Here is a 25,220-nt window from a genome sequence, read left to right as displayed (position 1 = left end):
CCGCCCGCTCCCCGCTGGGGGGGGGGGGGGGGGGGCGCCGCCCCCCCCCCCCCCCCCACGACGGGAACCGCCGGGATCAGCCGCCGAGGGTGGCCAGTTCCGACACGACCACGTTCGTCAGTGCCCGGCCGTCGCGGCGGACCTGGCGCAGATACCACTTCTGGATCGGCGCATGCGTGGTCCTGGCGAACTGCCAGGGCCCACGGGGGCTGTTGAGCTGCCCGAGGCCGGCGATCGCGGCGTTGATCTGCTCCGGGGTGGGGTTCACACCCGCTGCGGCGATCGCCCGGTCCAGTACGGCCGCCGCGTCGTACGACGCCATGACGATCGAGGTGGGTACCCGCCCCGGGTAGGCCGCGTTCCAGGCGGCGACGAATTCCCGGTTGGCCGCGTTGTCGAGGTCGGGTGAGTAGTTCAGGCCGTTGTAGATGCCCTCGGCCGCGTCGCCCTGCTCGACCAGGCTCGCCGGCTCGGTCACGAAGCCCGCCGCGTAGAGCGGCAGGTCGGCGACGGGGGATGCGGCGAACTGCTTGACGAAGGTGATGGCGTTCTGCGCGTCGAAGAAGCAGTAGACCGCGTCGGCGCCGGACTCGGCGATCTCGTCCAGGTACGGCCCGAAGTCCTCGGTGACCGGGAACGGGCTGAAGACGGCCTTGCCGCCGGGGTTGGCCAGCCGGCCGCCGAGGTCGGTGAACGTCTCGACGAAGCCGCGCAACTCGTCGCGTCCGCTCTGGAAGTCCGGCCCGATGGCGTAGACCCGGCCCTGCCCCACCTCCTGCTTGACGAACGGCGCCATGGCCACACCCGGCTCCACGGAGATCAGGTTGGTGTGCCAGATGTACGTCACGTCGGTCAGCGCCGGCCGCCCCAGGGCACCGACGAGCGGAACCTTGTGCTTGTCGATGAGCGGCAGGATGGCGGCCACGCTGCCGCCGTTGATGATGCCGGTGATCGCCGAGACGCGATCCTGCTCCAGCAGTTTCGTGGCGGACTCGACCGTCACGTCGCGTTCGTATCCCTCGTCGGCGACGATCAGCTCGGCCGGGTGGCCGCCCAACTGCCGGCCGCGCATGTCCAGGTAGAGCTGGAAGCCGTCGCGCAGCTCGGAGCCGGGTGCCTCGAGCGACCCGGCCAGGGCGGTGATCATCCCGATCCGGATGGTCTGACGTTGCGGCTCCGACCCGCCGTCACAGGCGGCGGTGGCGGCGACCAGCACGCCGGTCAGCATGGCCGCGACGAGTCGACGGGCGGAGTGGCTGACGGTCACAGCATCCCCAGCAACTGGGACCGCACCGCCGGGGTCAGCACCTCACCCATCCGGTTCGCCAGGTCGGTCATCTCGTACGAGACCTGACCCACGTCGCAGACCGGGGACGCCAGCACGAGCAGCGAGGCCCCGTCGCTGAACGACATGCAGAACATGAAGCCGCCGTCCATCTGGGTCACATTGGAGATCACCGAGCCCGCCTGGAAGAACCGGGCAGCCCCGACGAGCAGGGCGATCAGTCCGCTGCCGGTGGCGGCGAGCTGATCCGCCCGGTCCCGGGGCAGGCTGTGGTTGTGCGCCAGGACCAGCCCGTCGGTGGAGATCGCGAGGGCATGACTGACCTCGGGAGTGCGGTTCACGAAGTTCTGCAACAGCCAGCTCAGGTCGTTCGGGCTTGTCACGACGTCGCTCCAGATCGGGGAGGGGTGGACGGTCAGCGTCAGAAGGAGGTGGTGGACCGGCGTCCGGCGACGCCCTTGGCGTAGGCCGACATCGCCGCCGACACGGCGGCCGGATCCAGCTTCCGCCGCGGGTCCGCGCTCGGTTGCTGTGCCTCGGGTACGAGGTGCGGCTGCGGGACCCGGCGCGGCAGACCGACCTGGGTGGCGGGCGCTGGAGTGGCGGTCGCCCACTTCTCACCGTCGTCGACCGGCCAGATGACGGCCACCGAGTCGCCGTCGAAGGCAGTCTTGAACCAGCCGTTCACCGTGGGCCCGGCCGGCATCCCGACCCCTACGGGCTGGGGCTGAGCTGCCGGCTGGAACAGCGGTGCCGGCACCGGTGGGGCGACCGAGCCGTTCGGTGCCGGCGCGCTCGCCCGTACCGCGCCCGCCGTGCCGACACCGGCCGGGATCCGCCCGGCGCTCGGCACCTGGTTGTCGGGACCGGCCACCGGGACGGTGGCGCGGCTCGCCGAGGCCACGGCCGGGCGTCTCCCGGCGGCGGAGGGTCGACCTCGGCCCAGTTCGGGCTCCACCGGCGGCAACTGCTGCGCCGGCCGGCGTACCACGATCGGTGCCGGCAGCGTGATCTCGGCTACCGTGCCGCCCGTCGGTCCGGGCCGCAGCTCGACCCGCACCGCGTGCCGGGCGGCGAGCCGGGCGACCACGGACAGACCCATGGCCCGCACTCCCGACACGTCGACCGACGCCGGGTTGGCGAGCGCCGCGTTCAACTGCGCGCACCGCTGCGGGGACAGCCCGACGCCCTGGTCCACCACCTGCACGATGGCCCGGTCCGAGAGCGCGTGCCCGGTGACCAGCACCTCCGCCTCTGGCGGGGAGTATCCGGTCGCGTTGTCCAGCAGTTCCGCGACCAGGTGCACGATCTCGTCGACCGCGTTGCCGGCGATCGCCAGCTCCTTGTCCACCGTGCCGATCCGGACCCGGGTGTAGTGCTCGATCTGGGACAGCGCGGCCTGGATCACATGGTCGAGCGGGACCGGTTCCTGACGTACCCGGGAGATGCCGGAACCACCGAGCACCAGCAGGCTCTGGTTGATCCGGGCCATCCGGGTCGCGAGATGGTCCAGTTGGTACAGCTGCTGGAGACGTTCGGGGTCGGCCTCATCGCGTTCCACGTCGTCGACCTGGGCGAGCATCGCGTCCACCAGCCGCTGCTCACGTCGGGACAGGTGGACGAAGATCTCCGCGATGTTGGCGCGCATCACCGCCTGCTCGCCGGCGATCCGGACCGCCTCCCGGTGCAGGGCCCGGGTCGCGGTGGCCACCTCGGCGATCTCGTCGGAACCGGTGATCCGGAACTCCGAGACAGATCGGTCCGCCACCTCGTCGGGCTGCACGCTGCCCGGTGGGGCCGCGCTGAGTTCCCGGACAACCGCCGGAAGCCGGTCGTACGCCACCTTGGTCACCGTGTTACGCAGGGACCGCAGCCGGCGGGTGATCCGGCGCGCCACCACACCGGTGAGGACGGCGGTGAGCGCCAGGACCAGGAAGATGCCGACGCCCTGCAGCAGTGCGTCGCGCAGCAGTTGTCCCCGCTCGGTCGACACCCGGTCGGCGACGGCGGCATCCACGTCGCTCTGGATCCGGAACATCTGGCTGACCCAGCCGTCGGTGGCCTCGACCCAGTCGTCCGCGTCGACGGTGAGCCGGCCGCCGGGAAGGGTCCGGCCGACCTGATCCTGAAGCCGTTGCGCTGCGACGACCTGAGGATCGGTGCCGATCTGCTCCCAGCTGGCCGCCCACCCTGGTTCGGCGAGGGCCAGGAAGGCGTTGGTGGCCTCGGCGTACCGGGCCTGGGCACCGACGATCTCCTGCTGCCCGGCCGGGGTCAGTTCGCCTCCGGCGAGGCTGCGCAGCACGATCACCTGAAGCTGACCGATCGCCTCACCCGCCTCGGAGACCGCCACCGCGGCCCGCACGTCGTCGGCGATGTTCGTCGAGGTGTCGGTGGCCACCGACGCGCGGAAGGTGAGCAGGTCCGCGACGAGGATCCGGTAGCTGAAGGCGATCGCGGACAGGGTGGCCCGCGGGCTCGACCGGACCTGCTCGCGTACCGAGCCGAGCGCCGTCAGGCCGGCGTCGATCCGTTGCAGGGCCGAGTTCTCGGCCGACACCTCGGCCCGGCGTCGTTGGAACTCGACGATCTCGGCGTCGGTCTTCGCCACCTGGTCGTCGAAGGTGGCGCTGGCGGCCTGACTCTGGGTGGTCACTTCGACCGCCGCGATCACCCGTTCGGCCTGCAGGGCGCGGGCCAGCGCACCGGCCTGGGTGGACAGGGTGACGACGTCGTGCACGGTGCCCGCGTTGAGCACCTGCCGGACGGTGCCCTCAAGGGCCAGGCCGGCGAACGCCACCACGGCGATCAGTGGTACGGCGACCAGCAGCCGTAGCAGGCGGACGATGCTGCCCCGGGCCAGCCACCCCCGGCGCGCTTCGGCATGGGTACGCACCGCGGCTGCCGCTGTAGCACGTGTCACCGGCGTACTCCGCCCCCTTGCCTCATCGACGTTGATCTCAGCAGGAACCGGCGTCCACGCCGGCTACATGGTGGAGGGTGGGCATGCCTGCCCACGTCAGAGCGCCATTCCTACCACGATGTATCGGTTCACCTCTAGATCCCTAATCGCTCGCTCCCGGGTTGACTGACGGCTTGGACATGAACCGAAAGCACGACAGCGAAACTTGTTCGGCCAATCGTCGTGGACCAATGGCGGAAAGGGCGAGGCTCGGTTCGGCTCGATCTTGTTATGGAGCCATCTATACCCCCACGGGGTATAGGGTGGGGTCCGGAGGCGATGACATGTCCCACGTCGGCACGAAAGACCACCCGGATCAGCACGGGCATGGCGGGCACGACAAGCACGCCGGGCACGATCCGGCGGCGTTCCGCCGCAAGTTCTGGATCAGCCTGGCGCTGACCGTCCCGATCGTGGCCACCAGCCACATGGTGATGGACTGGCTCGGCTACGAACTCGAATTTTCCGGAATCGGTCTGGTCGGACCGGTGCTCGGCACGGTGGTCTTCGGCTACGGCGGCTGGCCCTTCCTCCAGGGAGCGGTGCGCGAGGTCCGGGACCGGGCGCCGGGCATGATGCTGCTGATCGCGATGGCGATCACGGTTGCCTACGTGGCGTCGCTGGCCACCTCGTTCGGCGCCTTCGACCTGGACTTCTGGTGGGAACTCGCGGCGTTGGTGACCATCATGCTGCTCGGCCACTGGCAGGAGATGAAGGCGATCGGCCAGGCCCGGGGTGCCCTGTCGGCGCTCGCCGCGCTGCTGCCCGACGACGCCGAGCGGCTCGACCCGGACGGGGCACCGCAGCGGGTGCCGGTGACCGACCTGGGCGTCGGTGACGTGGTCCTGGTCCGTCCGGGTGCCCGGGTGCCGGCCGACGGCACCGTGGTCGACGGTCGCGCCGAGATGGACGAGTCGATGATCACGGGTGAGTCCCGGCCGGTGGCCCGCTCCACCGGCGACCGCGTGGTGGCCGGCACGGTGGCCACCGACGCGGCGCTACGGGTACGGATCGAGGCGGTCGGGGAGGACACCGCGCTGGCCGGCATCCAACGGCTGGTGAGCGAGGCCCAGCAGTCCAGCGGCCGGGCGCAGGTGCTGGCCGACCGGTTCGCCGCCTGGCTGTTCTACATCGCCACCGCGACCGCCGTGCTGACCCTCGCGGTCTGGTCGCTGCTCGGCAATGTGGACGAGGCGGTCGTACGTACGGTGACCGTGCTGGTCATCGCCTGCCCGCACGCGCTCGGGCTGGCCATTCCGCTGGTCGTCGCGCTGTCCACGGCGGTCGCCGCGAAGGGCGGCATCCTGGTCAAGGACCGGTTGGCCCTGGAGCGGATGCGCACGGTCGACACGGTGCTGTTCGACAAGACCGGCACCCTGACCCGGGGCGAGCACGTCCTCACCGATGTCGCCGCCACCAGCGGTTCGACCGAACGGGAGGTACTCGCCATCGCGGCGGCGGTGGAGGCCGACAGCGAGCACCCCCTCGCCCGGGCGATCGTGACCGCCGCCGCCGACCAGAACGACAGGCGGGTGGCCGCCGGCTTCCACTCGATGACCGGACGCGGGGTACGCGCCGAGGTGGACGGGGTGACCTACGCCGTCGGCGGGCCGGCGCTGCTACGGGAACTCGACGTCGCCGTGCCGGACGACCTCGACGAGCACCGGCACGACTGGTCACGTCGGGGCGCGGCGGTGCTCTACCTGCTGCGGCTTCACGACGACCAGGCTGGTGTCCTCGGTGCCCTCGCGTTGGCCGACCAGGTTCGGCCGGAGGCCCGGCAGGCCATCGCCGACCTGCGGTCGCAGGGCATCCGGAAGATCGTGATGATCACCGGTGATGCGCGTCCGGTCGCCGAGGCGGTCGCCGCCGATCTCGGATTCACCGCGGAAGACGAGGTGTTCGCCGAGGTGCTACCGGCGGAGAAGGACGACACCGTGACGGGACTGCAGCGGCGCGGGCTGCGGGTCGCCATGGTGGGCGACGGGGTCAACGACGCACCGGCCCTGGCCCGGGCGAACGTGGGCATCGCGATCGGCGCCGGCACCGACGTGGCCATCGAGTCGGCAGGGGTGGTGCTCGCCTCCTCCGACCCGCGCGGCGTGAGCGGCGTGATCCGGTTGTCCCGGGCCACCTACCGGAAGATGCTCCAGAACCTGGCCTGGGCCGCCGGCTACAACGTGGTCGCGCTGCCACTCGCCGCCGGGATTCTGGCCTGGGCCGGCGTGGCGCTGAGCCCGGCGGTCGCCGCCGTGCTGATGTCGGCCTCCACCATCGTGGTCGCGCTCAACGCCCAACTGCTGCGCCGCGTCGAGCTGCGCCCGACGGATTGAACACCCGTCAGGGCAGCTTCGTACAAGACCCCGGCCCGCCCAAGGGCCCAGACTCGGCCGCATGGAAACCGTCACCGAGCCCGTACGCTTCGACACCAGGATCGCGGTCCTGGTCCGCGACGACCTGCCGACCTGGCAGCGACTCAACATGACCGCGTTCCTGGTCAGCGGCATCGGTCAGGCCGTGCCAGAGGTGATCGGTCAGCCGTACGCCGACGCCGACGACACGCCCTACCTGCCCATGTTCCGGCAGCCGGTGCTGGTGTTCGCCGGTACGAAGGAGACGGTGACCGCCGCCCACCAGCGCGCCGTGGCCCGCGGGCTGCCGCTGGCCGTCTTCACCTCGGACCTGTTCCGGACCGGCAACGACCGGGACAACCGGGCGGCGGTACGCGCCGTCGGCCGCGACCACCTCGACCTCACCGGGCTGGCCGTGTACGGCCCGAAGAACGCCGTGGACAAGATCCTCAAAGGGGCTCGGATGCACCCGTGACCCGGCGGTGACGGGTGTACTGGCCGGGATTGAAGCCGAGGATCCGCTTGAAGTGCCGGCTCAGGTGTGACTGGTCGTGGAAGCCTGCCGCCGCGGCCGCCTCCCGGGCCGGTACGCCCTCGCGCAGCAGTCGTCGGGCCAGATCCACCCGGCGGGAGATCAGATACTGGTGCGGGCCGATCCCGAAGGCCGCGGAGAAGGCCCGCACGAGGTGGGTCGGGTGAGCGTGCACCAGGCCGGCGGCCTCCGCCAGGGTGAGTCCCGCCACGAAGCGCTCGTCGAGCAGGTCACGTAGCCGCCGGGCGATCCGTGGATCCCGCAGCGGGGTCGCCGCCGGGGTACGGCGGGCCAGTCGCGCCCGCAGCCGCTCGACGACGAGTGCGAGATGCACCTCGACGGCGAACTCGTCACCCGGCTCGGCCAGCCGCGCGTGCAGCAGATCGATCCGCCGCCGCAGGGCTTCGTCGTCGAAGGTCGGTCGGTCCACCGCCCGACCGGCCAGGTGTTCGTCGAACTGCCCGGGGTCGAGATAGAGCACCCGCTTGCGGAACCCCTGCGCGGTGACCGGGGAGCCGTTGTGCGGCACGTTCGGCGGCAACAGCGTGACCACCCGCCGGAACGCGCCGTGCTCGTGGCGATCCAGGTCGTACCGGACGACTCCCTCGTCGACCACGAGCAGCGCCCAGCTGTCATGGGTGTGCATCGGGTAGGCGTGGTCGGTGAATCGCGCGTGGAGCACCTCGGTGATCCCGCTGACCGCCGGGGACCACACGCGTACCTGCTGACGCCGGGACACGGCGGAACTGTAACCGCTCCGCCAGCGGCCACCACCAGCGCGCGTGACCGGGGCAACTGCCGCCGGCGGAACTTCCGGGCCGCGCCGGACGACAAACCCTGTGACGTCGATCTTCGAGGGGAACTACATGCCCAGCACCCTGCCTCGCCGGTTCCTGCGCCCGGCGGTCCTGCTCGCCGGGGCCACGCTCGTCGTGTCCCTGGCCGCCTGCGGATCGACCGAGGAGTCGTCGGCCACGCCCACCACGTCCGCCACGGCGTCGGCCGCAGCCACCGTCGAGGCCGGGGTGCTGGGCGTACGCGATCCGTGGGTGAAGGCCGCGGACGAGGGGATGACGGCGGCGTTCGCCACGCTCGTCAACGACAGCGACACCGACGTCACGATCACCGGTGCCGCCACCGAGGTCTCGCCGATGGAGCTGCACGAGATGGCGATGGCGGACGGGAAGATGGTGATGCGGGCCAAGCAGGATGGCGTGGTGATCAAGGCGAAGAGCGAGTACAAGCTGGAACCGGGCGGCGACCACCTGATGTTGATGGACCTCGCCAAGCCGGTGCGGGCCGGTGACGAGCTGGCCTTCACGCTCACCTTCGCCGACGGGCGGACCCAGACGTTCCGCGCGGTCGCCAAGCCGTTCACCGGAGCGCAGGAGAGCTACGCCCCCGGGCATGGCGAGCCGATGCCGGACATGCCGACGAGCCACAGCCCGGCACCGTGAGGCCCACCAGCCGGCCGGTGAGCCGGCGCGGCCTGCTCACCGGCGGCGCGCTGGCCGCCGGTGGCACGGTGGTCGGGGCCGCCGCGGTGGCCGGCGCCCGCGGCGAGCCGGTCGGACGTCCGCCGGAGCGGACGCCGGTGGCGGAGGTCGGCGAGGCGGTCGAACCGTTCCACGGCGTCCGGCAGGCGGGGATCGTCGACGAGCCGCAGGCACATGCCGCGTTCGTCGCCTTCACCCTGCGCCCCGGCACCGACCGGGCCGGCCTCGGGCGGCTGCTGCGACTGCTCTCCGACGACGCCGCCCGCCTCACCCAGGGTCGACCCGCACTCGCCGACACCGAACCCGAGTTGGGGCTGCTGCCGGCCCGACTCACGGTCACCTTCGGTTCCGGACCGGGCCTGTACGCCGCCGCCGGTCTCGACGACCGCCGCCCGCCCTCGGTGGTCGACCTGCCCGCGTTCCGCATCGACCGGCTGCAACCCCGCTGGTCCGGTGGAGACCTGCTGGTGCAGATCTGCGCCGACGACCCGATCACCGTGGCACACGCCCAGCGGGTCCTGGTCAAGGACAGCCGGCCCTTCGCCACCGTGCGCTGGGTCCAGCAGGGCTTCCGGCGGGCGGCCGGCGCCGAGCCGGGCCGGACGCAGCGCAACCTCTTCGGCCAACTCGACGGCACCGCCAACCCGAAGCCCGGCGTACCGGTGGAGACGGCGGTCTGGGTCACCGACGGGCCGGACTGGCTGCGGGACAGCACCACCCTGGTGGTCCGGCGGATCAGCATGAACCTGGAGACCTGGGACCTGCTCGGTCGTACCGACCGGGAACTGTCCGTGGGGCGGCGGTTGGACACCGGTGCCCCGTTGACCGGCACACGCGAACACGACGAGCCCGACTTCGCCGCCCTCGGCCCCGACGGGCTCACGGTCATCCCGGACTTCTCCCATCTCACCCGGGCGCATGTCACCGACGACCGGTTCCGGATCCTGCGCCGTCCCTACAATTACGACGGCGTGCCCGCCGCCGACGGCACCGCGGACAGTGGGCTGATCTTCGCGGCGTACCAGGCCGACATCGCCACCCAGTTCCTGCCCATCCAGCGGCGGCTCGCCGAGCGGGACCTGCTCAACGAGTGGACCACCCCGATCGGCTCCGCCGTCTTCGCCGTCCCGCCCGGCTGCCCGGAAGGTGGTTGGGTCGGTCAGCAACTGCTCGACTGACGAGGAGAATGACCGTCATGTCCCGCCACCCGCATCGGCCCCTCGCCGCCGCCCTCGCCGCCGCGCTGGCCGCCACCGCCCTGCTGCTCGGGCCGGTCTCCCCGGCGTACGCCCACAACGTGCTGCGCAAGGCCACTCCCGCACAGGACGCCAAGCTGAAGAAGGCACCGACCAGGATCACCCTGGAGTTCCTGCAGACACTGAATCCGTCGTTCACCACGATCACCCTCAGCGACGCCGACAAGCAGCAGGTGACCACCGGCGAGCCGGAAGTCAGCGGCGCCAAGGGCACGATCACCATCGAGCCGCCGCTTGCCAACGGCGTCTACACCGTCGCGTACCGGGTGGTCTCCAAAGACGGACACCCGGTGCAGGGGTCGTACAAATTCACCGTCGCCGACCCGACGGCCACCGCCGAACCGAGCCCCAGCCCGGCCGCGAGCGAGCCGGCACCGACCCCGTCGGCAACCCCGAGCGCCGAACCGACCGCCTCGACCAGTCCGGTCGCGAGTGATTCCTCCGACGGTCCCGGCACGACGGCACTGCTGGCCGGCGGCGGGATCGTGCTGGTCCTGGTGGCCGCCGCAACGGTGCTGCTGCTACGGCGCCGGTCCGCCGCCGGAGGCGATCCGGCGCGGTGAGCCGTACCGGCAGCGACCCGGCGCGGTGCGGCCGCACCGGGCTGCCGGCCGGCGACCCGGGCGGGCTCAGCGCAGCAGCACCGGTCCGGCGTCGATCCGGGTCCGGAACAGCGCGTACGGCTTGCGGCGCAGATCCTGGCCCCGCTGGAAGCTGGGCTGCCGGTGCAACTGGTTCGCGGTGACGTAGAGGTGCCCGTCCACCGCCACCGACAGGGTGTCCGGCCAGAGCAGCCGCGGATCGTGGACGACCGTCTCGTACCCGCCGTCCGGACGTCGCCGCAGCACCGCGTTGTGCTCGTACGCGGTGAGGTAGATCCGCCCGGCGTCGTCGGCCTCCAGGCCGTCGGAGCCGGTGCCCTTGTCGCCCTCGTGGAGCACCGTCGCGGCTACCTCGTCCGCGCTGGCCGAGACGTCGGCGAGCCCGTCGGTGGCGACGCTGTACCACTGGCGCGAGGCCAACGGACAGTAGTGCAGCCGGGCACCGTCGGCGGAGATGGCTATCCCGTCGGCGCCGATCGTCAACGGACCCGGCGGCCCGTCGGCCGGCCGTTGCAGAAGCGGTCTGCCCTCCACCACCGGCCGGAACCGGGACAGTGGCTCCGCCTTGGTCGACCGATGGTCGTGCAGCCGTCGCCAGGAGGTCCCGGTGGCCAGGTCGACCACGATGATCCCGTTCGGCCCGGCGACCGCTGAGTCGGTGATGTACGCGAGGCCCGCCGCGCCGCGCCGCAGGTCGAAGCGCACGTCGTTGAGGTACGTGGTGGGCAGCGCCACGTCCGGCGGAAAGGTGATCACCTGGGCGACGGTGTCGCTGCCCAGGTCGATCCGGACCAGTTTGGGGCCGCCCGGTCGGGTCGGCTGGAACATCGGGCTGCCGGTGTCGAGCACCCAGAGCCGGTCGACGGGGTCCACCACGACGCTCTGCACCGAGACGAAGGCACCCGGGTCGTCGTCGCCGGCCGGCCGGTTCCACCGCTCGTCCGGGTACGGCACCTCGGCGCCGTCGCGCAGCTCGACCACGGTGGCGGGCACCTCGTCGCCCCAGCGGGGAAAGTTGACGAAGATCCGGCCGGTGTGCGACACGCTGACGCCGGTGGGCATCGGCCCGGTGAAGGCGTGCACGAGTTCCAGCTCGCCGACGGGCTCGTCGGACACGGGCTCGCTCATCTACTGCTCCTGCCGTCGGGCCACACAGCTTCCGCCCCGTCCCGAGTCCTGCCGGAGACGGCCTGGGCCCAGCCGTTCCCGTCGTCGGACGAGGCAAACGTGACCGTGCGGCTGCTCCGCCCGACCCGCAGGGGCCGGTGTCAGCCGGCGGCCGGGTGCGGACGTTGCCGGGGCGCGGGTGGGCGGTCGGTGTCCGCGTAACCGGCGGCTTGAAGGGTGAACAGGTCGGCGTACCGGCCACCGGCGGCGACGAGTTCGTCGTGGGTGCCCTGCTCGATCAGACGACCGTGGTGCAGCACGAAGATCCGGTCGGCGTGCCGGACGTTGGCCAGCCGGTGCGTGATCAGGATCGTGGTGGCCCGGCCACGCCGGTCGCGGATGGCCTGGAACAGCGCGTCCTCGGCCCGCGGGTCGAGCGCCGAGGACGGCTCGTCCATCACCAACAGCTCGGCGTCGCGGAGGAAACCACGGGCCGCGGTGATCCGCTGCCACTGGCCGCCGGAGAGGTCCTGCCCCTTGGCGAACGTGCGGTCGAGCAGCGTCTCGTACCCGTGCGGCAGCTCGCGGATCATCTCGTCGGCGACCGCCCGGGCGGCGGCGGCCTCGATCCGGTCCTGCCGGGCCTCGGTGTCGATGTCCCCGATGGCGATGTTCGTGGCGGCGGTGAACGGCCACTTGTGGTACTCCTGGGTGACCACGGCGATGCGACCCCGCAACTCGTCGCGGTCCAGCTCGGACAGGGGCCGCCCGTTCCAGCGGATCACCCCGTCGCTGGGCGTGCGCAGGGCCGCGATCATCGCGGCCAGGCTGCTCTTGCCGGATCCGTTCTCCCCGACCAAGGCCACCGTCTGCCCCGCCTCGACGGCCAACGTCACGCTATCCACCGCCGGGACGTCGCGATCCGGGTAACGCAGGCTCACCGCCTCCACGGTCAGCACCCGCAGCCGGTCGGGTGCGGCCGCCACCAACTGCTCCGGCAGGTAGGCGGCGGCGCGGGTCATGAACCCGGTGTAGTCCCGGAAGTGCTGGCCCTCGGTGTAGACGCGGTCCATCTGGAAGGTCACCACGGCCAACGAACGCTGCGCCGCCTGCACCGCGATCACACAGGTGGCCGCCGCCGCGAGCGGAATCTGGCCGTCGACGAGCAGCAGCCCGAGCAGCACGTAGACCACGGCGGTGGCGACGCCCCCGATCATCGAGCCCACCGTGACCGTCGTGGTCACCCGACGCGCCAGGGCCAGCTCGATGTCGGTCTCCACCGCCATCACCCGGTCGTACTGGTCCAGCAGGAACCGGCGCAGGCCGTACGAGCGCAGTTCCGGTGCCGAGGCCCGTTCGGCCATCAGCCGGTGCAGCAACCACATCCGGCGTCGCCGCACCGAGCCGGCGATGTAGGTCTGGTACCGCAGGTGCCCCGCCCGCAGCGACGCCCACGCGTTCGGCACGGTCGCGACCAGCAGCGCCGGCAGCAGCAACGGATGGATCACCGCCACGGCCACGGTCACCGCGACCACCCCCACCAGCCCGGCGAGCAGGTTCATCGAGGCGGGCACCAGGTCGACCGCGGAATCGGTGCCCCGCGAGGCGCGCTCCATGTCGTCGGCGAAGGCGTCGGCGTCGAAGGCCTCCAGCCGTACGGCCGTGGTCACCTCGAACAGCCCGCGCTCCACCTCGCGACTGACCCTGGGCGTCAGCCCGTTCAGGGCGTAACCGGTGGCGATCGCCATGCCGGAGCGCGTCGCCGTCGCGGCGGCCAGCACCGCCAGCGCCGGCAGCGCGGCCACCACCTTCTCCCCGGTCGGCCCACCGGCGAACAGCTCCACCAGCACCCGCTGCGTCGCGAGCAGCCCGAACGCCGACATCACGCCGGCACCGACCGTCGCCACGGCGACCACCGAGGTGCGCAGCCGGTCGGCCCGCCAGCTGATCCGCAAGGCCGCCCAGATCAGCCGGGGCAGTTCGGCGAAGACGGCGAGCAGACCGGCCTGGGTCCGCGCCCGCATGCCCGTCTCCCACCACATGGCCCGCATCTCGGGGAGCACCGACTCCCCGGCCGTCGACCCGGCCTGCTCCGCTCGGTCACGACGCCGGGTCGACGTGGCGGCCATGGCACACCTCCTGGTCGGGGACACGTGGCCGCCGTCTCCCGGCCGGGCGGCGGCACCTCGATGCGGAGCGGGGCAACCGCCAGTCGTAGCCGGGAGCATTCGACCAGCTACCTATAGTCACCGTCGATGCGACCGAGGTCCAGCCCTGTCGGCGCGCCGACCCGCCCGGCCGGTCCGGTCACCGCCGCTCGGCGAACTCCGGCAGCCGGCGGACATGCTCCGCGACGTCAGGCACCGCGCGGGGCGTACATGATGACGGCGACGCCGAGCAGGCAGATCGCGGCACCGGTGAGGTCCCAGCGGTCCGGACGGAAGCCGTCGAAGATCATCCCCCAGGCCAGCGAGCCGGCGACGAAAACCCCGCCGTACGCGGCCAGGATGCGACCGAAGTTCGGGTCGGGCTGGAAGGTGGCGACGAAACCGTACCCGCCGAGGGCGAGCACCCCGGCGGCGACGAACCACAGCCCCCGGTGCTCCCGCCAGCCCTGCCACACCAGCCAGGCCCCGCCGATCTCGGCGATCGCGGCCAGGGCGAACAGCAGGACGGAACGCAGCACGGTCACCCGCCGCACCCTACCGCCGCCGGCCGGCACACCCCGGTTGACGTGCGGCGAGCGGCGTTATCCTCGGCACAGGGTGCCCGTTGAAGGCGCCCGGTGGCGGTGGGACCCGCCACCGGACCGTGCGGGACAACCGCGGCGCCCGCCGCCAACGGTCCTGCCAGGGTCCACGCGTACCGGTAGGGGGTGACCGTGGGAGCGCGGCGACCACCCGTCGATCCGGATGTCGACCTCCGTGTTCCGCGTCAGCGCGCGGAGCTGCGGGGCGGAACGACCAGCCTGCTCGCCGCGATCGCCGTCGGCGGGATGGTCGGCGCGCTGGCACGATACGGGCTGACCGTGGCCTTCCCGCACCCGCCGCACGGCTTTCCCTGGGCCACCTTCGCCGTCAACGTCTCCGGCTGCCTGCTCATCGGGGCGCTGATGGTGCTGATCACCGAGGCGTGGACCGCGCACCGACTGGTCCGGCCCTTCCTCGGCGTCGGCGTGCTCGGCGGTTTCACCACCTTCTCGACGTACGCGGTCGAGGTGCAGCAGGCGGTGACGACCGGCGCGGCGCGCACCGGCCTGCTGTATCTCGCCGGCACCCTCGTCGCCGCCCTCGTGGCCGTCCGGCTGGGCGTGACCCTGACCCGGCTTGCGACCGGCGTGCACCGGAACCGGAGCGCCGGATGACCGTCCTCCTGGTGGCGCTCGGCGCCGCTGTCGGCGCGCCGCTGCGCTACCTCGTCGACCGGGCGGTGCAGGCACGTCACGAGTCCGTCTTTCCGTGGGGCACCTTCGTGGTCAACGTGGTCGGCTCGCTGCTGCTGGGTGTCCTGATCGGTGGGGCGGGCGCGGTGCCCGGTTCCCTGGTCGCCCTGCTCGGCGTCGGGCTGTGCGGCGCGCTGACCACCTACTCGACCTTCGGCTACGAGACGGTCCGGCTATTCGAGGACGGTGCCCGTCTCCCCGCGCTGCTCAACGCCGTCGTCAGCGTCGTCGCCGCGCTGGGTGCCGCGTTCCTCGGCGTCACCCTCGCCGAGACGATGTGGGCCTGACCCGGCGCGGTCCCGCGATGGCGGAGAGCTTGCCGAAGTGGGACCGTTCAGCCGAGGTTGTGGCGCAGTCGCTTGTCGACGGCGACCACGACGGCGGAGACCGCCCCGACGGCCAGGATGCGCAACCACACGTCGGGCCCGATCGGCGCCGTGTCGAAGATCGCGTTCATCGGTGGCAGGTACGTGATGGCGAGTTGACAGAGGGCCTGAGCGGCGACACCGAGCAACAGCAGGCGGTTGGTGAAGAAGCCGATCCGCCAGGCCGAACGGGTCAGTGACCGGCAGCTGAACAGGTAGAAGGTCTCGACCACGACGAAGACGTTCATGGCGGCGGTACGCGCCTGCGCGACGTCGGCGCCGTTGGACCGCTCCCACTGGAACACCCACCACGCGCCGGCCACCAGCAGCGCGGCCACCAGCAGGATCCGCAGCACCAGCGCACCGGTCAGCAGCGGCCGGGCCGGGTCACGGGGCGGCCGACGCATGATGCCGCGTTCCTTCGGCTCGAAGGCCAGCATCAGGCCGAGCAGGACGGCGGTGGTCATGTTGATCCAGAGGATCTGGGTGGGCAGCAGCGGCAGGGTGGCCCCGAGCACGATGGCGACCAGCACCACCAGTCCTTCGCCGAGATTCGTCGGCAGCGTCCAGACGATGAACTTGGTGATGTTGTCGAAGACCCCCCGACCCTCCTCCACCGCGGCCTCGATGGTGGCGAAGTCGTCATCGGTCAGGACCATGTCGGCCGCTTCCTTGGCCACCTCGGTACCGGAGCGGGCCATGGCGATGCCGATGTTCGCCTGCCGCAACGCGGGGGCGTCGTTGACCCCGTCGCCGGTCACCGCGACCACGTGACCGCGTTGCTGCAGCGTCTCGACCAGCCGGAGTTTCTGTTCCGGGGAGACCCGGGCGAAGACGGCGGCCCGGTCCACCGCCTCGGCGAACCCCTCGGCGGGCAACTCCTCGAGATCCGCGCCGGTGACCACCCGGTCCGGTCGGTCGGCGTCGAGCAGCCCGAGCTGGCCGGCGATGGCGCCGGCCGTCGCCGCATGATCCCCTGTGATCATCTTGACGTCGATCCCCGCGGTGTGACATGCCCGGACCGCCGGGGCCGCCGCGCGGCGGGGCGGGTCGAGCATGGCCTGCAACCCGGTGAGGACCAGGGTGCCGGGCAGCGCGACCTCGTCGAAGCCGTCGTCCGGACCGTCCGGAGGGCGTACGGCGGTGGCCAGCACCCGCAGCCCCTGACCAGCCAGCTCCTCGGCGGCCCGCAGAGCGGCCTCGGCGCGGAGCGGGCGGATCTGCCCGTCGGCGCCCATCTCACCCCGACACATCGACACGATTCGCTCGACGCCGCCCTTGGCCAGGACCACCGTCCGGCCCGTGGCGCGCTCGTCGTGCAACGTCGCCATGTACTGCCGCTTCGAGTCGAAGGGGATGGTGTCCCGGCGCGGATAGTCCGCCGACAGCCGACCGTGATCGATCCCGACCTTGGCCGCGACCACCTGCATCGCGCCCTCGGTCGGATCGCCGGCCAGCAGCCACTCGCCGTCCTGCTCGCGTACCCGTGCGTCGTTGCATCCGGCACCGGCCAGCAGGGACCAGCGCAGTGCCTCGCCGCCCCGGCCGTCGTCGCGGACCTCCCCGTCCGGCCGGTAGCCGGACCCGGTCACCTCGAACCCGGCGTCCGGGGTCCACAGCGCGCGGACCGTCATCTGGTTCTCGGTGAGGGTTCCGGTCTTGTCGGAGCAGACGACGGTCGTGCTGCCGAGCGTCTCGATCGCCGGCAGCCGACGGATCACCGCCCGTCGCCGGGCCATCCGGGTCACCCCGATGGCCAGGGTGATGGTGACCGCCGCCGGCAGCCCCTCGGGGATCGCACCGACGGCGAGCGCCACGGCCGCCGTGAACGTCTCGACCGCGTCCTGGCCACGGAGCAGGCCGACCGCGAATGTCACCGCCGCGAGCACCAGGATGATCACGGTCAGCACCTTGCTGAACCGGGCCAGCTTGCGGGTCAGCGGGGTGGCGAGCGCCTCCGCAGTGCCGACCAGACGGTGGATCTGGCCGAGTTCGGTCTCGGCTCCGGTGGCCACCGCGATACCGGCACCACCGCCCGCCGCGATGAGCGTGCCCGACCAGACCATGTTGCGCCGGTCGGCCACCGGGGTGCCCACCGGCAGTTCCGCCTCCAGCTTGTCCACCGGAACGGACTCACCGGTAAGCGCCGACTCGTCGACCCGCAGTTCGGCCAGCCGGACCAACCGCAGATCCACCGGCACCTTGTCGCCGGCCTCCAGCACCACCAGGTCACCGGGGACCAGGTCGTCGGAGGAGATCGCCCGCAGTTCACCGTCGCGGATCACGCGCGCCTCGGTACGCACCATCGAGCGCAGACTGTCCAGGGCCGCCTCGGCCCGCGACTCCTGGGCGTACCCGATCGCGGCGTTGATCAGCACCACCGCGAAGATCACCGCGGAGTCGACGTACTCGCCGAGGACCGCGGTGACCAAGCCGGCCGCGATCAGCACGTAGATCAGCGGGTTGTGGAACTGCCGCAGGATCCGGCGCAGCAGCCCGTCACCGCCGGCGGCGGGCAGCACGTTGGGTCCGTAGCGTTCCAGCCGCCGGGCGGCCTCGGCACCGCTGAGACCACGCTGCGGATCCGTCTCCAGCAGCAGCACCACCTCGTGGGTGGACATGCCGTGGTGTTCGTTGGACCGCGACGTCCCCGCTGGCTGTTCGAGCGTCACCGTCACCCCGCCGACGATCAGAAGACCGGATCCGCGACCGCCGGCCCGGGTCGCCGCCCGCGTACCGACGGCCGGCCGGACGCCGCGCCCACCATCTTCCGGGACGAACTCCGTCCGGCAGGCCGGAACGCCCGATCACGCACCGCCGGCCGGCGTCGTTCAGTCGGCGGGCCGCTCGGCCGGGTCGGGGCGCCCACCGGTGTGCTCCGCCACGTCGGGATCGAGAAGCCGTCGCAGGGCGGCGATCTCGGCGCGCAGGGCCGCCACATCGTCGCCGGTGACCTCCGCCGGCTTGTCGGCGGAGGCCGACACGCGGTCGACGATCCAGGTCGCCAGCGACCCCGTGACGAAACCGATCAGGCCGATCCCACCGATCATCAGACCGAGGGCGACGAATCGGCCCGCGGTGGTCACCGGATAGAAATCGCCGTAGCCGACGGTGGTGATGGTGACCGTCGACCACCACAGCGCGTCGTCGAAGGCGGTGATGTTGGCGTCCGGTGCGAGTCGTTCGGCGTCCAGCACGGCCAGCGCGGAGACCAGCACGAGCAGCGCCGTGGTGGCGGCGACGTAGACGGCCAGCCGGCCGCGCGCCCACACCTCGGTGCGGCGGTTGATGGTCAGCACCACCATGACCAGCCGTACCGCGCGTAGTGGTCGCAGCATCGGCAACGTCAGCACCACCAGGTCGAACAGGTGCTCCCGGAGGAACCTCCGCCGGTCCGGGGCCAGCCGCAGCCGCACGAGGATGTCGGCCCAGAACAGCACCCAGACGACGACCGTCGTGGCGGCGCAGGCCGCCCGCCACTGCGGACTGAGGTCCGGGTCGAGGATCGGTACCGCGTACACCACCAGGAACACCACCGACAGTACGGTGAGCGGCGCGGCGCTGACCCGCTCCCACGCCTGCAGTCGATCGGTCCGCGGTGCTGTCCCGCCGCTCATGAGCCGGCTCCCGTCTGCTCCGTCGTCGTACGCGTGACCGGGCCATGGTCGCGTAGTCGAGAACCGGCCCCCACAGGTGGTCCGCGGATCGTCCGGGCAGTGCGTCACCGTCACGCTCGGCATTCGATGGCTGCTCACCCGGTAACGTGAGCGCGGGGACACACCGTGGCACAGCCGGCAGGCCCGGCTGGTAGAGCAGGGCGTGCCGGCTGTGCGACCCGTGGGGGCGGGTGTCGGCGTCGTACCCCGCACCGGGCGCGAGCGTGAGGGAGCGAAGCATGGGTCGACGGCGGCTGGGACGGGTTCCGGCATGACCCTGCATCAGGTCTACCTGCTGATGATCGCCGCAGCGGCGACGGTGCTGGTCAGCGTCACGGCCGCCCGGCTGGCCACCCGGGTCGGCGTGCCGATGCTGCTGGCCTACCTCGGCATCGGGCTGCTGCTCGGCGAGAACGGGCTCGGTCTCCGCTTCGACGACGCCGCCATGGCACAGGCCCTGGGCACGGCGGCGCTCGCGGTGATCCTGGTGGAGGGTGGCCTGACCACCCGGTTCTCCGACATCCGGCCGGTGCTGGCGCCGGCCACCGCGCTCGCCACCGCCGGAGTGCTGATAAGCGTCGGGGTCACCGCCCTCGGCGCGCACCTGCTGCTCGACGTCTCGTGGCAGTTGGCCCTGCTGCTGGGTGCCGTGGTGTCCTCCACCGACGCGGCGGCGGTCTTCTCGGTGCTGCGTACCCTGCCGCTGCCCCGGCGGCTGGCCGGGCTGGTCGAGGCCGAGTCGGGGCTCAACGACGCGCCCACCGTCATCCTGGTCCTCGCCCTGAGCGCCACCGGGCTGGCCGTCACCAGTCCGCTGGAACTGCTGGTCCAGATGATCTATCAGCTCGGCGTCGGTGGCGCGATCGGCATCGTGATCGGCATCGCCGGAGTGTGGTTCCTGCGCCGGCTCACCCTGCCCGCCTCCGGCCTCTACCCGATCGCCACCTTCTCCTGCGGCATCCTGGCCTTCGCCGCCGCGGGGCTCGCTCAGGCCAGTGGCTTCCTCGCCGCGTACCTCGCCGCGTTGCTCCTGGGCAACGCCCGGCTGGCGCACCGCCGGGCCACCGTGTCGGTGGCCGAGGGACTCGGCTGGATCGCGCAGATCGGGCTGTTCGTCATGCTCGGCCTGTTGGCCAATCCCAGCGAGCTGCCCGCCGCGATCCTGCCCGCCCTCGCCGTCGGCCTGGTGCTGCTGCTGCTCGCCCGGCCGATGTCGGTGCTGATCACCCTGCTGCCGTTCCGGATCCCGCTCCGCGAACAGGTGCTGCTGTCCTGGGCCGGTCTGCGTGGTGCCGTACCCATCGTGCTGGCCACCATCCCCGTCGTGGCCGGGGTCGGTGGCAGCGGGCAGCTGTTCAACATCGTGTTCGTGCTGGTGGTGGTGTTCACGCTGGTCCAGGCTCCGACGCTGCCGTGGCTGGCCAAGCGGCTGCGGCTCAGCTCGGCCGGGATCGGCCCGGACCTTCAGGTCGAGTCCGCACCGCTGGACGCCATCGACGCGGACCTGCTGCACCTCACCGTCGAGGCCGACTCCCGGATGCACGGCGTGCACATCCGCGAACTGCGGCTGCCTCCGCCGGCCGCGATCACCCTCGTGGTCCGCGACGGCACCGCCTTCGTACCCGAGCCGGACACCCGACTACGTCGTGGTGACCAGTTGCTCGTGGTCACCACGCCACACGTCCGGGACCGTGCGGAACGTCGGCTGCGGGCGGTCGCCCGCGCCGGTCGGCTGGCCCACTGGCGCGGCGAGACCGGTGACCCGGAGCGGCGGGCCAGGACTCGGCGCCACCCGGACGCCCCCACGGCTGCCCTGCCCCCGGCACCACCGCCGGACACCGGTGACGAATCGCCGCCGGTCCTCGTCCGGTCGGCTGGCTGATCGGGTCGGGGCATTGACACGGGCCCTACGGTGAGGCTGGTGTGCCGGGAAGCCTGGTCGGCGGTCGTGTCCCTCATCCCACGGAGGCCGCCGTGCAGCCGCCCGCCATCCGCACCGAGCACCTGACCAAGCGCTACGGTTCGCTGCTCGCCCTCGACGATCTGAACCTGACCGTCACCGCCGGCGAGGTGTTCGGCTTCCTGGGTCCCAACGGCGCGGGCAAGTCCACCACCATCCGGCTGCTGCTCGGCCTGGCTCGTCCGACCGCCGGACAGGCGCAGATCTTCGGAACTCCCGCCGCCGCGGTGGCCACGGCACACCAGCGGATCGCCTACGTTCCGGCCGATGTGACGCTGTGGCCGCAGCTGACCGGCGCGGAGATCCTGGAGCTGCTCGGCTCGACCGGCCCCGGCGTCGACGTCGCCTACCGCGACGAACTGGTGGCGCGGTTCGCACTCGACCTGTCGAAGCCGGGGCGGGCCTACTCCACCGGCAACCGGCAGAAGGTGGCGCTGGTCGCCGCGTTCGCCACCCGCGCGCCGCTGCTCGTGCTGGACGAACCGACCGCTGGTCTGGACCCGCTGATGGAGCGCGAGTTCCGCCGCGCCGTGGTCGAGGCCCGCGACGCCGGGAGCACGGTGTTCCTCTCCTCCCATCAACTGGCGGAGGTGGAGGCCGTCTGCGACCGGGTGGGCATCCTGCGGGCCGGACGCCTCGTCGAGGTCGCCACCATGCCCGAGTTGCGTCGGCTGCACCGCACCGAGGTGCTGGTGCGGTTCGCCGGTCCCGTGCCCGAGTTGACCGACGTGGCAGGGGTCGACGGCGTTCAGGCCGACGGGGCCGCGCTGCGGTTCACCCTCACCGGGCCGCCCGGCCCGGCCCTGCGGGCCCTGGCGGCGGCGGACGTCACCACGCTCACCATGCGCGAGCCCACGCTGGAGGAGATCTTCCTCGACTACTACGGCGAGGAGGGCCGATGAGCGCCATCGGAGCCGGTGACGCGGGTGCCGCCCGGGCCGCCGTCACCCGGCTCGCGCTGCGCCAGGTCCGCCGACCCACGCTCGTCGTGTCCGCGGTGGCGGCCGGCGTCACCGCCGTCGTCGTCGCCGGGTACGAGAGCACGGCCGGCACCGCGCTCGACGCCGCCGCGCTGGCCACCCTCGCCGAGAACCCGGCGGTCCGCACTCTCTTCGGCGAACCGTTCGCGCTGGACACCCCCGGTGGGTTCACCGTCTGGCGGACCGGCACCGTACTGGCCGTCCTGCTCTCGGTGTGGGGGGTGCTCGCCACCACCCGGGTCACCCGGGGCGAGGAGGAGAGCGGCCGGTGGGACCTCCTGCTGGCCGGCCGGTTGGCGGTGCCGACCGTGCTCGGTCGGCACCTCGCCGTCCTGGCCGCCGCCGTGGTGACCGCCGGCGGCGCGGCGGGCGTCGTGCTCGTCGCGGCCGGCACACCACCGGGTGGCGCTCTCCGGTACGCGGCCGGTCTCGTGCTGGTCGCCCTGTTCGCCGTGTCGACCGCGTTGGTGAGCGCGCAGGTGATGCCCACCCGGGCCGGGGCGAGCGGGTCGGCCCTGGCCGTGCTCGGCGTCGGGCTGCTGGCCCGGATGGTCGGCGACGGCGTCGCCGCGCTGGGGTGGTTGCGCTGGCTGTCGCCGTACGGGCTGCTCGCCCTCGTCCGCCCCTACCACGACGACCGGCTGCTGCCGCTGCTCGTGCTCGCCGGTGCCGCGCTCCTGCTCGGTGCGGCGGCGATGACGCTGGCCGGACGCCGCGACGTGCGGGCCGGGCTGGTCGCCCCGCCGGCCGGCCGGCCGCCCCGCACGCTGCTGCTGGGCACGATCGACGGTTTCGCGGTACGCCGGATGGCGCGCCCGCTGGCCGGCTGGTCCGCCGGCATCGGCGCGTACTTCCTGCTGATCGGGCTGCTGGCGACGTCGATGAGCCGCTTCCTGGCGGACAATCCGCGCTTCGCCGAACTGGCCGCCCAGGCCGGCTTCACCGAGTTGGGCAGCGTACGCGGCTACACCTCATCCCTGTTCGTCCTGCTCGCCGTGCCGGTCGGGGTCTTCGCCGCGTCCCGGCTCGCCGAGTTCGTGGCCGCCGAGACGGACGGCCGGTTGACGTCGCTGTACGCACAGCCGGTCCGCCGCAACCGGCTGCTGACCGCCGAGACGCTGGCCACCTTCGCCGGGGTGGCCGTCCTCGTCACCGTGGCGGCGACGGCGACCTGGCTCGGTGCCGCTCTGGTGAACGCTCCGCTGCCGCTGACCGCGGCCCTGGCCGGCACCTGGAACGTGCTGCCGGTCGTACTGCTCTGCCTCGGTGCGGCGACACTCGCGCTCGGTTGGCTGCCCCGGGCCACCGCGGCCGTCGGCGTGCTACCCGCTGTCGGCGGCTTCCTGCTCCACGTGCTCGCCGACAGTGTCGACCTGCCCGGATGGGTGGCCGCCAGCTCACCGTTCGCCCACCTGGCGGCGGTTCCGGCCGAGTCACCCGACTGGACGGCGGCGGGCGTCATGATCGCGATCGCGATCGCCGCCGCCGCCCTCGGCCGGCTCGGCAACCGCCGTCGCGACCTGCTGGGATGACCGCGCCGCAGCCGGCCTTGGCGCGCCCACCGGACGCCGAGACGTTCCTCGGCTAGCCGACGGGGTGGGCCATGGTCCCGGTGAGGGCCACCGTGCCCGGCAAGCGGGTGTCCTGCCGAAGGAACTGCACCACCACCGGCACCGGTGAGGTGAGCACGCAGCCGTACGGGCGATCGAGGCGGACGGCTTCCGGATCGATCAGGTCGTTGATCCGTACGTGCCGGATCCGTCGGGCACCGACGGCGAACCGGTACGGCCCGACCGGTTCGGCGTCCTCGTAGTAGAAGTGCAGGCTCACCTCCGCCACCGAGTCGGTGGTGTTCAACACGCACAACTTGTCGAAGCTGGTGAACTGCGGCTCGCCGCCGGTGCCACCGAACGGCACGTGGCCACCCGGCACCGCCCACACCTGGGACATCACGCCTCCTCCAGCAGTCGGGCCAGGTCCGGGGTGAGGAACACTCCGTCCGGGTCGAGGCGGCGGCGGGCCACCTGGAAGTCGTCCCATCGGGGAAAGAGTGGGCGCAGGTCGCCGGCGGTCATCCAGTGCTTCTTGCCCCAGTGCGGTCGTCCGCCGTACTGCCGGAAGACGGCCTCCATGTCCCGGAAGTACTCCTCGTACGGCAGTGCGGCGTTGTGCAGGCAGGCGATGGTGGTGGTGGTGCGACCGTACGCGTTGCTGAGCCAGATGTCGTCGGCGGCGATGCTGCGGACCAGTACCCGCCAGCCGACGGTCCGCCGGTGTCGGTTCAGGATCCGGCGCCGGACTTCCGCGAAGCAGGCCGGGAACGCCTCCGACGGGAGCATGTACTCGATCTCCTCGAAGCGCAGATCCCGGTGCTGCGGGATGGTGTCGTGGGTCGGTCCGACCTCCAGTTCCCTGGGCTCCTGCCACCCGTTCCACTCCGGCACCCGACGGGCCGCCCACGTCGACCGCGCGGCCACCCCGTCGACCCGGTTCATGGTGCGGATCTGGGTGAGGTCGCTGCGCGGGTACCAGTAGAAGTCGATGTTGCGGTTGGTGTGCTGCAACTCGGCCAGGTGGTCGAGGGTCCACTCGATCGGGGCGCACCAGGAGCGTCGGCGCAACTCGTAGCTGGCCTCCAGGTCGAGGGTGAGCTGGGTGATCACGCCCAGTGCGCCGAGGGAGAGCCGGGCGGCGGGCAGCAGCTCACTGTTGCTCGTGGCGGAGACGTTCAGCACCTCGCCGGTGCCCGTGACGAGACGTACCTCCGACACCTGGGTGGAGAGGTTGCCGAAGCCGAGGCCGGTGCCGTGGGTACCGGTGGCGGTGGCCCCGGCGATCGACTGGTAGTCCACGTCGCCGAGGTTCTCCATCGCCAGCCCGGCCTTGTAGAGGCCCTCGCCCAGTTCCTTGAGTCGGCTACCGCCCCGGACGGTGGCCCGGTCGCCGGCCTTGTCGATCACACCGGCCATCCGATGCAGGCTGACCAGGGTGCCGTCGGTACGCACCAGCGGGCTCGACGAGTGGCCAGAGCCGACCGGGCGCAGCGTGTGTCCCGACTCGCGGGCCCGTAACACCAGCTCGCGTACCTCGTCCTCGTCGGCCGGCTCGGCGTAGCCGGACGGGGTGAAGGTCAGACTGCCGGACCAGTTGACGAACGGACGCGGCACCCCGGCAACCTCCTCGCGGCGGACGAATCGTGCGCTTACCCGCGGTCTGGTGGGGTAGT

20 protein-coding genes and 1 pseudogene are annotated in these 25,220 nt (G+C 72.2%); 10 read left to right on the top strand and 11 right to left on the bottom strand.

From position 1 onward, the window contains the following. Nucleotides 1-76: 76 nt before the first annotated feature. From V5O40_RS05485 to V5O40_RS05475, 3 genes are read right to left on the bottom strand one after another with little or no spacing between them, the layout of a single operon-like run. Nucleotides 77-1,267 (bottom strand): ABC transporter substrate-binding protein, encoded by a 1,191-nt coding sequence (locus tag V5O40_RS05485; RefSeq protein WP_332904439.1) that lies wholly within the window; start codon nucleotides 1,265-1,267, stop codon nucleotides 77-79. Beyond that, nucleotides 1,264-1,668 (bottom strand): roadblock/LC7 domain-containing protein, encoded by a 405-nt coding sequence (locus V5O40_RS05480; RefSeq protein WP_099847772.1) that lies wholly within the window; start codon nucleotides 1,666-1,668, stop codon nucleotides 1,264-1,266. The genes V5O40_RS05485 and V5O40_RS05480 overlap by 4 nt, the downstream gene beginning before the upstream one ends. 38 nt (nucleotides 1,669-1,706) lie before the next feature. Further along, nucleotides 1,707-4,208, bottom strand: coding sequence for a sensor histidine kinase (locus V5O40_RS05475; RefSeq protein ID WP_332904438.1), 2,502 nt, complete (start codon nucleotides 4,206-4,208; stop codon nucleotides 1,707-1,709). Nucleotides 4,209-4,531: 323 nt separating this feature from the next. Here V5O40_RS05475 and V5O40_RS05470 point away from each other — a divergent pair, with 323 nt between their 5' ends. Further along, nucleotides 4,532-6,580 (top strand): copper-translocating P-type ATPase, encoded by a 2,049-nt coding sequence (locus V5O40_RS05470; RefSeq protein WP_332904437.1) that lies wholly within the window; start codon nucleotides 4,532-4,534, stop codon nucleotides 6,578-6,580. Between the two features lie 61 nt (nucleotides 6,581-6,641). Next, the gene (locus V5O40_RS05465; RefSeq protein ID WP_332904436.1) at nucleotides 6,642-7,073 is read left to right on the top strand and encodes a DUF2000 domain-containing protein; all 432 of its coding nucleotides are present in this window, start codon (nucleotides 6,642-6,644) and stop codon (nucleotides 7,071-7,073) included. Here the strand turns inward: V5O40_RS05465 and V5O40_RS05460 are convergent. Further along, the gene (locus V5O40_RS05460) at nucleotides 7,048-7,869 is read right to left on the bottom strand and encodes a helix-turn-helix transcriptional regulator (RefSeq protein WP_332904435.1); all 822 of its coding nucleotides are present in this window, start codon (nucleotides 7,867-7,869) and stop codon (nucleotides 7,048-7,050) included. The genes V5O40_RS05465 and V5O40_RS05460 overlap by 26 nt on opposite strands. Nucleotides 7,870-7,996: 127 nt before the next feature. On the opposite strand from V5O40_RS05460, the gene V5O40_RS05455 reads away from it, so the two are divergent. From V5O40_RS05455 to V5O40_RS05445, 3 genes are read left to right on the top strand one after another with little or no spacing between them, the layout of a single operon-like run. Then, complete coding sequence (locus V5O40_RS05455) at nucleotides 7,997-8,587, top strand: copper chaperone PCu(A)C (protein WP_332904434.1); 591 nt, start codon at nucleotides 7,997-7,999, stop codon at nucleotides 8,585-8,587. Between the two features lie 17 nt (nucleotides 8,588-8,604). Next, entirely contained in the window at nucleotides 8,605-9,804 is a 1,200-nt protein-coding gene (locus tag V5O40_RS05450; protein ID WP_332904433.1) for a Dyp-type peroxidase, read from the top strand. A gap of 17 nt (nucleotides 9,805-9,821) precedes the next feature. After that, nucleotides 9,822-10,445 (top strand): copper resistance protein CopC, encoded by a 624-nt coding sequence (locus V5O40_RS05445; RefSeq protein ID WP_332904432.1) that lies wholly within the window; start codon nucleotides 9,822-9,824, stop codon nucleotides 10,443-10,445. Between the two features lie 66 nt (nucleotides 10,446-10,511). Here the strand turns inward: V5O40_RS05445 and V5O40_RS05440 are convergent, their stop codons facing one another. From V5O40_RS05440 to V5O40_RS05430, 3 genes are all read right to left on the bottom strand, one after another. Beyond that, nucleotides 10,512-11,612, bottom strand: coding sequence for an L-dopachrome tautomerase-related protein (locus V5O40_RS05440; protein WP_332904431.1), 1,101 nt, complete (start codon nucleotides 11,610-11,612; stop codon nucleotides 10,512-10,514). 140 nt (nucleotides 11,613-11,752) lie between these two features. After that, a complete protein-coding gene (locus V5O40_RS05435) occupies nucleotides 11,753-13,720 on the bottom strand; it encodes an ABC transporter ATP-binding protein (RefSeq protein ID WP_332904430.1) in 1,968 nt (655 codons plus the stop codon). Between the two features lie 227 nt (nucleotides 13,721-13,947). Next, nucleotides 13,948-14,283, bottom strand: coding sequence for a YnfA family protein (locus V5O40_RS05430; RefSeq protein WP_332904429.1), 336 nt, complete (start codon nucleotides 14,281-14,283; stop codon nucleotides 13,948-13,950). A gap of 189 nt (nucleotides 14,284-14,472) precedes the next feature. On the opposite strand from V5O40_RS05430, the pseudogene crcB (V5O40_RS05425) reads away from it, so the two are divergent. Further along, nucleotides 14,473-14,971 (top strand): annotated as a pseudogene (gene crcB / locus V5O40_RS05425) (fluoride efflux transporter CrcB); the annotation flags it as partial. Next, nucleotides 14,952-15,320 (top strand): fluoride efflux transporter CrcB, encoded by a 369-nt coding sequence (gene crcB, locus V5O40_RS05420; RefSeq protein WP_332904427.1) that lies wholly within the window; start codon nucleotides 14,952-14,954, stop codon nucleotides 15,318-15,320. The pseudogene crcB (V5O40_RS05425) and the gene crcB (V5O40_RS05420), both read left to right, overlap by 20 nt. Before the next feature lie 47 nt (nucleotides 15,321-15,367). On the opposite strand, the gene V5O40_RS05415 is transcribed toward crcB (V5O40_RS05420), so the two are convergent. After that, complete coding sequence (locus V5O40_RS05415; RefSeq protein ID WP_332904443.1) at nucleotides 15,368-18,019, bottom strand: HAD-IC family P-type ATPase; 2,652 nt, start codon at nucleotides 18,017-18,019, stop codon at nucleotides 15,368-15,370. Nucleotides 18,020-18,229: 210 nt separating this feature from the next. Next, on the bottom strand, nucleotides 18,230-19,015 hold the full coding sequence (locus V5O40_RS05410; protein WP_332904426.1) for a potassium channel family protein: 786 nt from the start codon (nucleotides 19,013-19,015) through the stop codon (nucleotides 18,230-18,232). 310 nt (nucleotides 19,016-19,325) lie between these two features. Between V5O40_RS05410 and V5O40_RS05405 the strand changes: the two genes are divergently transcribed. The 3 genes from V5O40_RS05405 to V5O40_RS05395 all read left to right on the top strand — a co-directional run bounded on the left by V5O40_RS05405 (nucleotide 19,326) and on the right by V5O40_RS05395 (nucleotide 23,526). Further along, nucleotides 19,326-20,936, top strand: a complete 1,611-nt coding sequence (locus tag V5O40_RS05405; protein WP_332904425.1) for a potassium/proton antiporter — start codon at nucleotides 19,326-19,328, stop codon at nucleotides 20,934-20,936. A gap of 92 nt (nucleotides 20,937-21,028) precedes the next feature. Continuing rightward, a complete protein-coding gene (locus tag V5O40_RS05400) occupies nucleotides 21,029-21,916 on the top strand; it encodes an ABC transporter ATP-binding protein (protein WP_332904424.1) in 888 nt (295 codons plus the stop codon). After that, nucleotides 21,913-23,526: an ABC transporter permease gene (locus tag V5O40_RS05395; protein ID WP_332904423.1), complete on the top strand. Its 1,614-nt coding sequence runs from the start codon at nucleotides 21,913-21,915 to the stop codon at nucleotides 23,524-23,526. The genes V5O40_RS05400 and V5O40_RS05395 overlap by 4 nt, the downstream gene beginning before the upstream one ends. A gap of 52 nt (nucleotides 23,527-23,578) precedes the next feature. On the opposite strand, the gene V5O40_RS05390 is transcribed toward V5O40_RS05395, so the two are convergent. Next, on the bottom strand, nucleotides 23,579-23,944 hold the full coding sequence (locus V5O40_RS05390) for a sensory rhodopsin transducer (RefSeq protein WP_332904422.1): 366 nt from the start codon (nucleotides 23,942-23,944) through the stop codon (nucleotides 23,579-23,581). Continuing rightward, entirely contained in the window at nucleotides 23,944-25,161 is a 1,218-nt protein-coding gene (locus tag V5O40_RS05385) for a D-arabinono-1,4-lactone oxidase (protein ID WP_332904421.1), read from the bottom strand. The genes V5O40_RS05390 and V5O40_RS05385 overlap by 1 nt, the downstream gene beginning before the upstream one ends. Between the last annotated feature and the right edge of the window lie 59 nt (nucleotides 25,162-25,220).

Origin of the sequence: Micromonospora palythoicola (genome assembly GCF_036689795.1) — a bacterium.
Lineage (GTDB): Bacteria > Actinomycetota > Actinomycetes > Mycobacteriales > Micromonosporaceae > Micromonospora > Micromonospora palythoicola.
The sequence above is the reverse complement of the archived record's forward strand: the minus strand, read 5'-3'. Positions and strand labels throughout refer to the sequence as shown.

Bases quoted from the DNA above. Each gene is read 5' to 3' on its own strand.
- V5O40_RS05455 (WP_332904434.1), top strand. From the start codon at position 7,997: ATGCCCAGCACCCTGCCTCGCCGGTTCCTGCGCCCGGCGGTCCTGCTC.
- V5O40_RS05415 (WP_332904443.1), bottom strand. From the start codon at position 18,019: ATGTCCACCCACGAGGTGGTGCTGCTGCTGGAGACGGATCCGCAGCGT.
- V5O40_RS05435 (WP_332904430.1), bottom strand. From the start codon at position 13,720: ATGGCCGCCACGTCGACCCGGCGTCGTGACCGAGCGGAGCAGGCCGGG.
- V5O40_RS05440 (WP_332904431.1), bottom strand. From the start codon at position 11,612: ATGAGCGAGCCCGTGTCCGACGAGCCCGTCGGCGAGCTGGAACTCGTG.
- V5O40_RS05405 (WP_332904425.1), top strand. From the start codon at position 19,326: ATGACCCTGCATCAGGTCTACCTGCTGATGATCGCCGCAGCGGCGACG.
- V5O40_RS05395 (WP_332904423.1), top strand. From the start codon at position 21,913: ATGAGCGCCATCGGAGCCGGTGACGCGGGTGCCGCCCGGGCCGCCGTC.
- V5O40_RS05410 (WP_332904426.1), bottom strand. From the start codon at position 19,015: ATGAGCGGCGGGACAGCACCGCGGACCGATCGACTGCAGGCGTGGGAG.
- crcB (WP_332904427.1), top strand. From the start codon at position 14,952: ATGACCGTCCTCCTGGTGGCGCTCGGCGCCGCTGTCGGCGCGCCGCTG.
- V5O40_RS05465 (WP_332904436.1), top strand. From the start codon at position 6,642: ATGGAAACCGTCACCGAGCCCGTACGCTTCGACACCAGGATCGCGGTC.
- V5O40_RS05445 (WP_332904432.1), top strand. From the start codon at position 9,822: ATGTCCCGCCACCCGCATCGGCCCCTCGCCGCCGCCCTCGCCGCCGCG.
- V5O40_RS05470 (WP_332904437.1), top strand. From the start codon at position 4,532: ATGTCCCACGTCGGCACGAAAGACCACCCGGATCAGCACGGGCATGGC.
- V5O40_RS05390 (WP_332904422.1), bottom strand. From the start codon at position 23,944: ATGTCCCAGGTGTGGGCGGTGCCGGGTGGCCACGTGCCGTTCGGTGGC.